At 68.1% G+C, this 12,310-nt stretch carries 14 protein-coding genes; 6 read left to right on the top strand and 8 right to left on the bottom strand.

What is annotated here, in order from left to right:
* Position 1 precedes the first annotated feature (1 nt).
* Positions 2 to 274, top strand: a complete 273-nt coding sequence (minE, locus tag GNX71_RS00415; RefSeq protein ID WP_013538543.1) for a cell division topological specificity factor MinE — start codon at positions 2 to 4, stop codon at positions 272 to 274.
* Here the strand turns inward: minE and GNX71_RS00410 are convergent.
* On the bottom strand, positions 237 to 1,886 hold the full coding sequence (locus GNX71_RS00410; protein ID WP_206176485.1) for a rhodanese-like domain-containing protein: 1,650 nt from the start codon (positions 1,884 to 1,886) through the stop codon (positions 237 to 239). The two genes, minE and GNX71_RS00410, sit on opposite strands and share 38 nt — an antisense overlap.
* A gap of 7 nt (positions 1,887 to 1,893) precedes the next feature.
* Complete coding sequence (locus tag GNX71_RS00405; RefSeq protein WP_206176483.1) at positions 1,894 to 2,886, bottom strand: tripartite tricarboxylate transporter substrate binding protein; 993 nt, start codon at positions 2,884 to 2,886, stop codon at positions 1,894 to 1,896.
* Positions 2,887 to 3,041: 155 nt separating this feature from the next.
* Here GNX71_RS00405 and GNX71_RS00400 point away from each other — a divergent pair, with 155 nt between their 5' ends.
* Positions 3,042 to 3,992 (top strand): fatty acid desaturase, encoded by a 951-nt coding sequence (locus tag GNX71_RS00400; RefSeq protein ID WP_206176481.1) that lies wholly within the window; start codon positions 3,042 to 3,044, stop codon positions 3,990 to 3,992.
* On the opposite strand, the gene GNX71_RS00395 is transcribed toward GNX71_RS00400, so the two are convergent.
* From GNX71_RS00395 to GNX71_RS00385, 4 genes are all read right to left on the bottom strand, one after another.
* The gene (locus tag GNX71_RS00395; protein WP_241027368.1) at positions 3,967 to 4,896 is read right to left on the bottom strand and encodes an SEL1-like repeat protein; all 930 of its coding nucleotides are present in this window, start codon (positions 4,894 to 4,896) and stop codon (positions 3,967 to 3,969) included. The genes GNX71_RS00400 and GNX71_RS00395 overlap by 26 nt on opposite strands.
* 74 nt (positions 4,897 to 4,970) lie before the next feature.
* Positions 4,971 to 6,902 carry a WG repeat-containing protein gene (locus GNX71_RS33460; RefSeq protein WP_241027123.1) on the bottom strand — a complete coding sequence of 644 codons (1,932 nt, stop codon included), beginning with the start codon at positions 6,900 to 6,902 and terminating at the stop codon, positions 4,971 to 4,973.
* A 72-nt stretch (positions 6,903 to 6,974) separates the two neighbouring features.
* Positions 6,975 to 7,883, bottom strand: coding sequence for an alpha/beta fold hydrolase (locus tag GNX71_RS00390; RefSeq protein ID WP_206176477.1), 909 nt, complete (start codon positions 7,881 to 7,883; stop codon positions 6,975 to 6,977).
* 205 nt (positions 7,884 to 8,088) lie between these two features.
* A complete protein-coding gene (locus GNX71_RS00385; RefSeq protein WP_093435566.1) occupies positions 8,089 to 8,691 on the bottom strand; it encodes a TetR family transcriptional regulator in 603 nt (200 codons plus the stop codon).
* Positions 8,692 to 8,862: 171 nt separating this feature from the next.
* Between GNX71_RS00385 and GNX71_RS00380 the strand changes: the two genes are divergently transcribed.
* Both GNX71_RS00380 and GNX71_RS00375 read left to right on the top strand, forming a co-directional pair.
* Positions 8,863 to 9,807, top strand: coding sequence for a CysB family HTH-type transcriptional regulator (locus GNX71_RS00380; protein WP_206176475.1), 945 nt, complete (start codon positions 8,863 to 8,865; stop codon positions 9,805 to 9,807).
* A gap of 217 nt (positions 9,808 to 10,024) precedes the next feature.
* Positions 10,025 to 10,207, top strand: coding sequence for a hypothetical protein (locus GNX71_RS00375; RefSeq protein ID WP_241027122.1), 183 nt, complete (start codon positions 10,025 to 10,027; stop codon positions 10,205 to 10,207).
* 79 nt (positions 10,208 to 10,286) lie between these two features.
* On the opposite strand, the gene GNX71_RS00370 is transcribed toward GNX71_RS00375, so the two are convergent.
* Positions 10,287 to 10,715, bottom strand: coding sequence for an RcnB family protein (locus GNX71_RS00370; protein WP_206176471.1), 429 nt, complete (start codon positions 10,713 to 10,715; stop codon positions 10,287 to 10,289).
* A 124-nt stretch (positions 10,716 to 10,839) separates the two neighbouring features.
* The gene (locus GNX71_RS00365; protein ID WP_206176469.1) at positions 10,840 to 11,430 is read right to left on the bottom strand and encodes a dihydrofolate reductase family protein; all 591 of its coding nucleotides are present in this window, start codon (positions 11,428 to 11,430) and stop codon (positions 10,840 to 10,842) included.
* A gap of 115 nt (positions 11,431 to 11,545) precedes the next feature.
* Here GNX71_RS00365 and GNX71_RS00360 point away from each other — a divergent pair, with 115 nt between their 5' ends.
* A complete protein-coding gene (locus GNX71_RS00360; RefSeq protein ID WP_206176467.1) occupies positions 11,546 to 11,962 on the top strand; it encodes a helix-turn-helix domain-containing protein in 417 nt (138 codons plus the stop codon).
* A 9-nt stretch (positions 11,963 to 11,971) separates the two neighbouring features.
* Positions 11,972 to 12,307: a DUF6176 family protein gene (locus GNX71_RS00355; RefSeq protein WP_206176465.1), complete on the top strand. Its 336-nt coding sequence runs from the start codon at positions 11,972 to 11,974 to the stop codon at positions 12,305 to 12,307.
* Positions 12,308 to 12,310 lie beyond the last annotated feature (3 nt).

The raw sequence follows: 12,310 nt of genomic DNA, 5'->3' as shown, positions 1-12,310 counted from the left end.
CATGTCGTTTCTCTCGTTCCTGCTTGGCGAGAAGAAGAAGACTGCAAGCGTCGCCAAAGAGCGCCTGCAGATCATCCTCGCGCACGAGCGCTCCAGCCTCAGCGGCAAGAAGCGCCCAGACTACCTGCCCGAACTCCAGCGCGAGCTGGTGGCGGTGATTTCCAAGTACGTGTCGATCAATCCGGACGACATCAAGGTGCACCTGGAAACCCAGGACAACCTCGAAGTGCTCGACATCAAGATCGAGCTGCCCGATCCGGCCCCTGCCCGGTAGGGAAGAAGCGAAAGCGCACCGACGGGTCCTGCAGGACCCGCGCGGCCAGCGCCCGCTCCCAGGCGAGGTAGTCGGCCCAGGCCGCATCGCGGCGCGGGCCGAACACGCGCATGACCGAGCCCCAGTCGTCGTCGAAAGGGGTGAGGAGCTGGGCCGGCACGAACGCGGTCGACAGCGGCCGTCCTGACGCCTTCCAGGCCTGCGTTCCACCCCGGAGCCAGGTGAACACCGCCCCCGATCCCGGCCATCGCTGTTGCGCATCGCGCGCGACACGGCGCGCGGCCGCGCCATCGGGCGAGGTGAAGACCAGCGTGCGGCCGGCCACGGCGTGCGAGGCCAGCGGACCCAGCGAAGCCGGCAGCATGTAGAGCGCGCCGGGCAGGTGGCCGCGTTCGTAATCCAGGCTGGCGCCCACGTCGATCACCGTCACCGCGCCGTTCCTGCGAAGTTGCGCGAGCGCTTCGGGGTCCAGCGGTGCAGGCGCGTCCGTTGCGGCCGCTGCCGGCGCGCGCGGAGCCTGTTCGGGCGACAGCGCGCCGTCGTAGACGTACACCTCGCCTTGGTTGAGCTGCGTGAGCCAGAAGCTCGTGACCGCGGCGCGCAGGCGGTGCGCCGGATCGTCGATCAGCACGATGCGGGCACCGCGCGTGCCGACGAGGTTCTCGAAGTGCATGAACAGCTGGCCGCCGGGGACCTGCTGCACCGCGGTGTCCGCGAGGGCAGGGTCGGCAGTGGGACGCACGTCGAAGATGTAGAGGGTGCGCGTGTCGTCGTCGCGCCAACTGGTGAGCTGCGCCGCGTCGGCCACGAGGAGGGCGAAGCGTTCGAGCAGTTCGTCGGCGATGCGGCGCAGGACCTCAGGCGATTCGGGCGGCAGTTCATCGTCGGGCGCCGCGTTCTGCACCGTCGGCGCGCCTTGCAGGCCCCAGGCCATCACGCCGTCCTCGACGAACACCGCATCGGGCGCGCGGCCGAGCAGCCGCAGCGTGGTGGCGCCGATGATGCCGCGCGTGCGGCTGAAGCAGTTGATCGCCCAGAGGTGTTCCGCATCGCCCGGCTCGAAGCGGCGCAGCGCGAGCTCGGTCCCGGCGTGGTTTCGCGCGCCGGGCAGCGAGAGGAATTCGAATTCCGCGCGTGGCCGTGCATCGACCAGCGTGGTCGGCAGACCCTCGCGCTGGCGTGCGCGCAGGGCATCGATGGGGAGGGCCGGCGTGCCGTAGTGCAGCCGCGCGCGGTCGCCGAAGGCCTTGACCAGCGTGCCGTAGCCGTCGATGGCAGGCAGGCCCTCGGTCACCCAGCGCTGCAGGCCGCCGTCGAGCGTGCGCACGTCGGCGTAGCCCAGGCGTGCGAGCAGGCCCGACGCGGCCTGTGCGGCGCCGTCGGGCGCGTTGTAGTCGTCGTAGAGCACCACGGGCGTGGAACGTCGCGGCACGAGCGCGCCGATCTGCAATTCGAGCCCGCTGAGCGGCGCGTTGCGCGCGAGGTTGGGATGGCGCTGCACGTACCAGCGGGTTTCGCGCACGTCGAGCAGCGCGAGCTCGACAACGGGCTCGGCCAGCAGCAGGGCTTGCAGCTCCGTGGGGGCGATGGGCTTGTTCGGGGTCCAGCTCATGTCGATGTCAGTCCGGCAGGATGCCCGCCTGTTTCACGACGGCCGTCCACTTGACGGTTTCGCTCTGGATGAAGCGGCCGAACTCCTCGGGCGTGTTGCCCACGGTGAAGGCGCCGATGTCGTCGTAGCGCTTCCTGAAATCGGGCAACTGCACGATGGCGCGCAGCTCGCGCGAGAGCCGCTGCACCAGCGGCGCCGGCGTGCCGCTGCGCACGACCACGCCGTACCAGGACGTGACCTCGAAGTCGGGCAGGCCTGCTTCCGCGGTCGTGGGCACATCGGGCAGCCAAGGCGCGCGCGTCCGGTAGGCCACGGCCAACGGCTTGAGCGTGCCGGCCTTGATGAACGGAATGGCGGTGATCACCTCGTTGAAGATGAACTGCGTCTGCCCCGCGATCAGGTCGTTGATGGCCGGCGCGCTGCCCTGGTAGGGAATGGCGGTGAAGTCGGCACCGGTCCGCGCCCTGAGCAGCTCGCCCGCGAGGTGCGAATACGCGCCTATGCTGATGCCGTAGTTGACCTTGCCCGGGTTCTTCTTCGAATAGTCGACCAGCTCCCGCGGGGTGCCGACGGGCAGCTTGGGGTTCACCAGCAGCACCTGCGGCGTCTGCACCAGCAGCGAGACCGGCGTGAAGTCGCGTGCGAGGTCGTAGCTGAGCTGCTTGAAGAGCGCGGGCTGCACCGTGAGGTTGGATGCGGGCGCGAGCAGCAGCGTGTAGCCGTCGGCCGGCTGGCGCGCCACGAAATCGAAGCCGATGTTGCCCGCCGCGCCGCTGCGGTTCTCGACCACCACCGCCTGCCTGAGGCGCTGCTGCAGCTGCTCGGCGACCTCGCGGGCGATCTTGTCGGCGATGCCGCCGGCCGGATACGGGACGACCACGCGGATCGTCTTGGTCGGGTAGTCGTCCACAGCCGCCGCGTGGACCGGGGAGATACCGGCCAAGGCGGATACCGACAGCGCCCACCACAGCACGGCGAGACGGGGGAAACGGGTGTTCATGGAGACGGGCGAGCGACAGCGGGCGGCAAAGTCGCCAAGCGTAGGCCGCGGCGGACGGCAGCGGGAACGAAATTTCGTGACCTTGCTTATGCGAAAAGCGCGCATGCAGACGGCTTCTTCATACCTAGGATCGCAGTCCTTTGAGTCGTCCGCCCATGACATCGACTGCCAAACCGTCCACCGCACCGACGCGCACCCCGTCTGGCACGCGCCGGACGCATTGGTGGTGGCACTACGAAGTGCCGACGCTGCTGCTCGCCGCCACGCTCTATGTCGCCTGGGCCGCGCTGCTGTGGTGGCACGCGGCGCTGCCGGGCTGGGCGCTGTTCCTCTTGGGCGGTTTTCTCGCGCAGCTGCATTTCTCGCTGCAGCACGAGAGCATCCACGCGATGCGGCACCTGCCGCAGTGGCTGCGCCATGCGGTGGTGTGGCCGCCGCTCAACCTGTGGCTGCCGTATCCGTTCTACAACCGCGGGCACAGTTCGCACCACGTCAATTTCCACCTGACGCACCCGGAGCGCGACAACGAGAGCGCCTACCACTCGGCGCCCGCATGGGCGGGCTACGGGCCGGTCTGGCGATGGATCTACATGGCGAACCAGACGATCGCTTTCCGCGTGGTGCTCGGGCCGTTCCTTCGGCTGTGGAAGCTGGTGCGCTTCGAATCGCAGCAGGTGTTCGCGGGCAATTTCTCGCGGCTGCCGACCTGGGGCTGGCATGCGCTGAGCGTGACGCCGGTGCTGTATTTCGTCATCGGGGTCTGCGGCATGGGCTTCGGCGAGTACCTGCTGTACTTCGTTTACCCGGGAATGATGCTGGGGTCGCTGCGCACCTTCACCGAGCACCGCTGGGCCGACACGCCGCACGAGCGCGTGGCCATCGTCGAATCGAACGTCGTCTTCGGGCTGCTCTACCTGTTCAACAACCTGCACCACGTGCACCACCGCGCGCCGACGATGCCCTGGTACGAGATCCCGGTGTACTTCCGGCGGCATCGCGCAGCCGTGCTGGCCGCCAACGGCAACTTCTACTACCGGGGCTACGGCGAGATCGTGCGGCGGCACCTGTTCAGGCCGGTGTTCACACCGGTGCATCCGGCGTGGTAGCGGGCAGCGCCAGCAGGCGTTGTGTCCACTCGCGGGCTTTGTCCTCGTCGAAGAGCGGACTGTCGGGGTCACCGTAGAACGTCTGCGCCAAGACCTCGATGCAGGCGCGCTGGCTCTCCAGGTTCTCTTCGCAGTCGTCGAGCGCGGCACCGGTGAGCAGCCAGCGCTCGGCGGCGGCAGCGTCTTCCGGCACGCCTTGCCCCCGAAAGCGCATCCAGCCCAGTTCGTAGCAGGCCCAGCCCTGTTCGCGCTGGGTGCTGTCCTCCGCCACCTTCTGCCGCGCGTAGAGGGCTTCGGCATACAGGACGTTCACCTCCGCTTCTCCATGGCCCTGTTCGGCCAGCGCCCCTGCGTGCAGGCACAGCGTGCGGCCGAGCTGCATCGTGGCGGCGGTGTCGCCGGCTTCGTGGCCACGGCGGAAGTAGCCGATCGCGCGCGCCAGGTCGGGCTCGCCGGGTTCGCCGAGCTTGTGCGCCAGGCCGAGGTTGTAGAGCGCCATCGTGTTGTTCTTCTCGGCGGCCAGTTCGTAGTGCTGCACGCCGCCTTCCAGGTCGCGCTCGCCACCCTCGCCTTCGCACAGCATGTAGCCGAGCTGGGCCTGCGTGGCGGCGTCGTCCGCGCCGCCATGGGCGATGGCGTGCAGCAGCCACGCGCGCCCCAGAGGGGCGTCGGCGCCGAGGCCCGCTGTGTCCCAGCGCAGCATCTTCGAGAGCTCGCACATCGCCACGGGCAGGCCCTCGGGTGACGCGGTCGAGGGGGCATCGCCGGGCTCGCGCACGCCGGCGGCGCGCGCCATCCAGCGCAGGGCTTCGCGCGGGTCGGCCTCGACCCCCTCGCCGTCGCGCAGATGGCAGGCCAGCTCGTAGGCGGCCCGCAGGTCACCGGCGGCGTGGCGCGCGGCCATGTGCTCGGTGTGCGCCTGCTCGCGGCCGTCGGCATGCAGCCAGACGTACAGGCCGGTGTCGTTGCGCGCAGCCTTCACCGGCTCGCCGGCGCTCCAGCGCTTGCACAACTCCGAGCGGACCACCGTGGCCAGCCAGCTGTCGGAGACCGACACCGCGGCGGAGACCCACGGATAGGCCTGCGGGTGCAGCACCGTGCCGTCGGCACGCAGGACGCCCACGCGAGCTGCCCCTTCTCGACCTTCGCGCCGCGCGGCGCCGGATCGGCGACCAGCCAGCCGATGTCCTGCGTGCCCCAGGCCAGCGGCTGGAGCGTGCGGTGCCGGCAAGGCACCAGCTCGCGGCCGGCGGCCACGTCGTAGATGCCGCGCAGCCACGGCGCGTTCTTCGCCGTGCGCCCGCCCTTGGACGCCACGCGCACCAGATCGCGCCGGACCATGGCGTGGGCGCGCTCCTGGCCGCTCAGCGGCTCCAGGGTCTCGAACCGGCCGTAGTCGAAAGGCACGAGCACACGGCCCCGCCCATCGATCAGGCCGCACAGGCCGTCGGCGCGTTCCACGGCAAAGCGCTTCGGCCGGGCCTGGGCGCCGCGCTCGTTGGCCGGATCGTTGTCCTCGGTCGTCAGGAACTCGATGGGATATTCCTCGAGCAGGTCGACCTGCGCGTACACCGGCTCGATCACGACGCGGCCTTGCGCATCGAGGAGCCCGGCCTTGCCGTCGCGCGTGGCTTCGAAGGCCTCCCAGTCGTGGCGCCACTGGAGGCTGTCGAAACCCGGCGGCACGGCCCAGTCGCCGCCAGCGCGCACCAGCCCCCAGCCGCCCTCGTCACCGCGCACGGGGGCGAGGCCGAAGGGCGTGAAGTCTTCGGCCTCTTCGAACTGCGGCGCAATGGTCCATTGGCCCAGCAGGTCGATGTACCCGATGCGCTCGCCCACGCGGGCGCGCACCCGGCCTTCGACAAAGCTCCAGACCTCGTCGACCGAGGGCTCGAGCAGCCAACTGCCGTCGGTGCGCAGCAGGCCGATGTGGTCGCCGACCAGGGCCGTGGCGATGTCGTCCTCGAAGGCCCAGACCTCGTCGAGCTGCGGTTCGAGCAGCACGCGCGGCGCTTCGGCGTCGGCGAGCAGCAGGCCCGAGCGCTCACCCTGCGAGATCCAGAGCAGGCACGGATCGCTCCCGCCGGCATAGCGGATGTCGTCCCACGCAGGCTCGACCACGGTGGTGCGATGGCTGGTGCCGTCGTCGTCGTGCGCGATGCGCATCACGCCCCAGCGGCCGTCGACCTCGAAACGCCAGAGTTCGCCGCCCAGGTGGTTGTCGTAGTCGAGGCGTTCATGGCCGTCTTCGTCGTCTTCTTCTTCCGGCTCGAAATCGGCAAAGCGCTCGTCGCGCGGCGCCTCGTAGCCATCGAAATACGGATGCGACAGGCCGCCGAAGCCGAACTGCCAGGCCCAGGATTCCCAGTCCGCGAAGCGCTGGATGCCGAGCGCCGCGTCCACGCCGGGATGGTTGCCGCTGTCGATGCAGCGCTGCACCTCGGCCCATCGCTCGTTGCACTCGCGGCGGTTGCGTTCGATGAAGCCCTCGCCCTCGGCATCGCCGCCCAGCCAGGACAGCTCGTCCAGGTTGGCGAAGAAGCGCGGCGCGCTGTCGTCCGGCGTCTCATCGATCAGCTCGGCCAGGTGCAGCGCCAGTGCCTCGAACTGCAGCGCGATCTGCGGCAGCGTGTGCAGCATCGGATGCCGCTCCACAAACGCGTGCAGTTGCCGGATGCGCGCGAGCGCGGCGTGCGCGTCGCTGGCAAGGTTGTCGGTTCCGGCGTCGCCAAAGACGCGCTGGTGGTCGATGGCGTCGCTGGCCGCGCCGTCGGCCAGCAGGAGCTGCCAGAGCACGGGGAAATTGTTGTTGGCTTCGGCGATTTCGTTGGCCGATGCTTCTTCGCTGTCAGCGCCATCGCCGGTGTTGGAAGAACTGTGTTCGAAATAGAGCCAGGAACGATTACCCATGTGTGGTCGGTGCGTGTGTCGTCCATGGCGAAGGCCATGGGTGGCACCCAGTTTAGAGGCGCCTTTTCACGCTCACATGACCGTCGGCGACTGCACCAGGAACTGCGTAACCTGCGCGAGCACGGCCTGCTCCTTGAGGATGCGGCGGTGGCCCCAGCCCTGCGTGGCAACGAGTTGTGCGCGGGCAATTGCATCGCGGTAGGCCTCGGCATCGGCGAAGCGGTTCACGCGGTCGTCGCGGTCATGGACGATCAGCGTCGGCTGCGCGATGCGCGGGCCCGCGAGCGCGGGTTCGAACTGCGGCATCAGCACGCCTTCGCGCGCCTCGAACATCCGCTGCATCGCGGCGCGCGTCTGCTCGCTGAGGCCGAAGGCGTGCGCGAAGTAGCGCGTGTATTCGCGCGGCGAAGCGGGCGGTGCGAGCAGCACGATGCGTTCGGCCGGCAGCCCGCGTCCCGCGGCATACGCCAGCGCATTGGCGCCCAGCGAATGCGCGACCACGGCGCGCAATGCACGGCCGTCGGCGGCGAGCCGGGCGGTGACGTAGTCGATGGCGCGCGCGAACTGCGCGCCGTTGGTCGCCATGCCTTCGCTGCGGCCGTGCGCGGGCAGTTCGAGCAGCACCGGACGAAGGCCCACCGCGGCCATCGCCTGCGCGAGCGGCAGCATCTGGCCCGCATGCCCGCCCCAGCCGTGCACCAGCAGTACGACGGGCGCCGATTCCGCACCCGAGTCCTGCGCCGCCAGGTGGTAGATGCCGACGCTCGCATCCTCGAAGGACCAAGCCTCGTGCCGCCAGTCGGCACCGGGGTGCTGCCCGCGGTACAGCCACTTGGGCGGCAACGGCGTGCCGAACACCCGGTAGGCCGCGCGCACGCCCAGTGCGGGCCAGAGGCGCTGCGATGCGCCGAGGCCGAAGCGCATCGCGCGCATCAGCCGGCTGGCGCCGTAGTAGTTCGTGGGGGCGGGGGTGCTCGTCATGTGCGAGGGTCCTCTCAGTACCAGACCCAGTCCTGGTTGCTGCGAGGCAGGCTGCGCAGCGTGTCGCGGGCGGCTTCGACGCCAAGGGCGACGGCATAGATGGCAAGGCAAAGGGCGATGATCAGCATGACGCTTCTCCTATTTATCGCACGACTGTGCGAAATTCTGACAAAGAAAGATGAGGCGAATCCACTTGCCCGACAGCTCAGGCGAGGTAGCTGGAAAGGAGCCGCTGCCAGGTCTGCGCAGCCCTGTCGGCGGTGTGCGGGTCGCGCAGGAAACGCGCGTCGTGCAGCTGGTTCATCATGATCCCGTTGATCTCGCTGACCAGCTGCGCGGGTTCGGTGTCAGCCTTGAGTTCGCCGGCCTCGATGGCGAGCGTCACGGTGCGGCGCAGGGCGGCGCGCCAGCGCGTGATCTCCTCGAGGAGCACATCGCGCAACTCGCCTTCGCGGTCATCGAACTCGAAGGCACCGGCCACGTAGAGGCAGCCGGTCTGGGCCTCGACATCGCGGGTGCGGGCAATCCAGCGTGCCACGATGTCGTTCAGTCGCGCCAGGCCCTTGGGCTTCTGCATGGCCGGCACGAACACATCGGCCAGGAAGCCGCGGCCGTACTCCTCGATGACCGCCTTCTGCAGCGCCTCGCGCGAGCCCACGCGCGAAAACACGCCGCTCTTGGAGAGCCCCAGGCGGCTCGCGATGACCTGCAGCGAGATCGCTTCCAGGCCCTCGGCCAGGGCGAGGTCCATCGCCGCGCCGACGATGGCGGCGCGGGTGAGTTCGCTTTTCTGGGTCTTGGCGTCCATGCAGCGAACTTTAGCACAGCCGTGCGAAATTACAAATGCAGCGCAGAAGGCTTGCCGCATAGATGTTTTGCTCATGTGAAACCAACAAACGCATCGTTCCCTGCATAAGCGCTTCTGCAGAGAATCGCCGGTCGGGCCCACTCCGGGGTCCGGATGACACCTCGGCGCCAGATGAACTTCCAACAACTGCGCTCGGTACGCGAGGCCGTTCGTTGCGGCTTCAACCTGACCGAAGTCGCTCACACCCTTCACACCTCGCAGCCCGGCGTGAGCCGGCAGATCCGCGAACTCGAGGAGGAGCTCGGCATCGAGCTCTTCGTGCGCGCCGGCAAGCGGCTCACCGGCCTCACCGAGCCGGGCGGCCACGTGCTGCCGATCATCGAGCGCATGCTGCTGGAGAGCAGCAACCTGCGGCACGCGGGGCAGGAATTCGTCGCGCAGCAGAGCGGGCTGCTCTCCATCGCGGCCACGCACTCGCAGGCGCGCTATGCGATGCCTGTGGCCGTGCAGGAATTCCGCGCGCAGTTTCCGAACGTGAAACTGCACCTGCACCAGGGCTCGCCCAAGCAGATCGCACAGATGCTGATCGACGGCGAGGCCGACGTGGGCATCGCCACCGAGGCGCTGGGCGACTACCCGCAGCTGGTCGCCCTGCCCTGCTACCGCTGGACGCATTCGGTGATCGTGCCGCCGGGCCATCCGCTGCTCGATGCGCCGCTGTCGCTCGAGGCGCTCACGCGCTATCCGCTGATCACCTACGACACCGGCTTCACCGGCCGCTCGCGCATCGACGAGGCTTTCGAGCAGCGCGGGCTGCAGCCCAACATCGTGCTCGCCGCGATGGATGCCGACGTGATCAAGACCTACGTGCACCTGGGCCTGGGCGTGGGCATCGTGGCCGGCGTGGCCTACGAGGCCGAGCGCGACACGCAGCTGCGCGCGATCGATGCGGGGCGCCTGTTCGGCATCAACCTCACCAAGCTCGCGGTGCGCCGCGGCAACTACCTGCGCAAGTACGTCTATGCCTTCATCGAGTCGTTCGCGCCGACGCTGACGCGTGCCATCGTCGAGAAGGCATTGGGCGACGAGGCCAAGGCGTCCCACTACGAAATCTAGCCCCGCCGCGAGCGCCGTTCCGGGCGCTGTTGCGCGGCGGGTACTGCGAAAACGGCGGGGTTCAAAAGAAAGCGTGCGGCTTCACACAAGGGGCGTACATTCGGGTTAATTCCTTGGCTTCCGGAACGGATCAGCAATGGCATCGACCCCGCAGCAGCAGCAACAGCAAACCAGGGCCGCCCAAAAGGCGGCCGATGCAGCGGAGCGACGAGAACGGTTGAAACGGGCACTGCCCGCGACGGTGGAGCTCCTGCAGAGCCGCCAGGCCGACCGCATCGACGACAACGACATCGACGCCTATGTGAGCCTCAACTGGCTCGAATGGCACGGTGGGGGCCTGCGCCTCACCATCACCGGGCGCAACGTGTGCGCCCAGTCGGTATCCACCGCGCTGGCCTGACAGGCCGTTCCCCCAAAGAAAAACCGCCACAGTCACCTGTGGCGGTTTCGCATGGGGCCCTGACCGGGCGTCGGGCGGGTTACTGGCCCGCGATGATCTGCGCGATCAGGCCGGTGGCAATGGCGGCGAGCACGTAGTCGCCACCCACGCCGACCCACTGGTAGCCGCGGGGCGGTGCCTGCAGGCTATAGGCGCGGTAGTCGTTCACCACGTAGTTGCGGCCCCGGTACTCGGCCGGGACGCGGCCACCGCGGCGCCATTCGGCGTGCGGCTGCGGGAAGCCGCGGCGATCGAACTGGCGGCCATCGCGGAAGTCCTGGTTGCCGCGGTAGTCGCGGTTCGGACCGCGCCGGTCGAAGTTGCGGTTGTCGTGCCGTTGTTCGGCGCCCGGACGCCCGTCGCCGGGCCGTCCATCGAAGCGGCGGTCTTGCGCGAAGGCGCTTCCCGCTGCCATGCACATCGCGAGCGCCGCAGCAGCGACGGCCATGCTCTTTGAATTGATGATCATCTGGAACTCCTTCATGCGTTGATGACGAGTCCATTGTGGGCCGCCGTTGTGTCTGCTCGGAGCACTTCAGGTCATCGTCAGGTGAAATCAGGTAAGCGCTGGTATCGGGGCGGCGCGTTGTCCTTCACTGCGGGCCGTAGCGGTTGACCACGACGCCGCATTCATAGCCGGTCGATCCGAGCAGGCGCAGCTTGTGCCCCTTGCGCTGGTCGTGGAACACCGAACGCCCTGCGCCCACGGCCGTGGGATTCACGAAGAACTGGAACTCGTCGACCAGTCCCTCCGTCACGAGCGACGACGCGAAGCCGACGCCACCGATGACGAGGATGTCCTTGCCCTCCTCTCGCTTGAGCGCATTCACCTCTTCGACCAGGCCGCGGTGCGCGATGACGGTGCGCTCCCAGCGCGACGCCTTCAGCTTGTCGGTGAGCACGACCTTCTGCGCATCGACCACCTTCTGCGCGAAGGCGAACTGCGGGTTGGCCGGATAGTTCTTCGCCGCGCGTCCCCAGTGGTCGAGGTAGCCCTCCTCCACGATCTTGCGGCTCAACAAGATGGTGTCGACGCCTTCGAAGACGGTGTTGAAGTACGCCTTCAACCTGTCGTCCCAGGCCCAGCGATCGCCCCAGCCCCAGACCTGCCAGTCGAGGTTGCCGTTGGCGGGCGAGACGTAACCATCGACGGACATCTGCATCTGCAATATGAGCTTGCGCATGGTGGCGCTCCTTGGGATCGGTGGAAATAACTGCTCCTGAAATGCAAGCAGTTCGCAGTATTCGAAAACCGATGCAAAAATGCAAGCAGTTTTTCAACCGCACCGGAAACCGCCGATGGCCACCGCACAGAAATCGCTCTGCCCGATCAACCTCGCGCTCGAAGTCTTCGGCGACCGCTGGAGCCTTCTGATCGTTCGCGACATGATGTTTGCCGGCAAGCGGCATTTCAGGGAGTTCCTGCAGTCCGAGGAAGGCATCTCCTCGAACATCCTGACCGAGCGCCTGGGCAAGCTTGTCGAGCACGGCGTGCTCAGCAAGACCGACGATCCGACCCACAAGCAGAAGGCCATCTACAGCCTCACGCCGATGGGCATCGACCTGCTGCCGGTGGTGACGCAGATCAGCATCTGGGGGCGCAAGTACACGCCGGCGACCAGGGAGAGCGGTGCGCCCGCGGCGGCGCTGGAGAAAGGCGGTCCAGCGTTGCAGAAGAAGATGCAGGCGACGCTGCGCAAGGCGCATTTGAGCTAGCCTCGTCCCATGTCATCTACTTCAGATACACCGGCCTGCGTGCGCGTGCGCCTCCGGCCCGATTCATTGGTCCGCGTGCGCGAGTGGGCATCCCACATCGCCGGCCATCGTGACCAGGCGCTGCGAACCCTGGATGCGGAAGGCGTCACCGTCGAGTCGGTCTTTCTCGAATCCACCGCGCAAGGCGACTTCCTCATCTACTACATGCGCTCAGCATCGCATGACAAGGCGCGACTGGCGGCTGAACGCTCCACGGAGGCGATCGACGCATACCACCAGGCCTTCAAGAGCGAGACCTGGGCTGGCGTGGAGCGGCTCGAATTGTTGCTCGATCTCCAGCGCTAGCGA

The organism is Variovorax sp. RKNM96, from assembly GCF_017161115.1.
GTDB lineage: Bacteria > Pseudomonadota > Gammaproteobacteria > Burkholderiales > Burkholderiaceae_C > Variovorax.
This window is presented reverse-complemented; position numbering and strand designations above follow the sequence as displayed.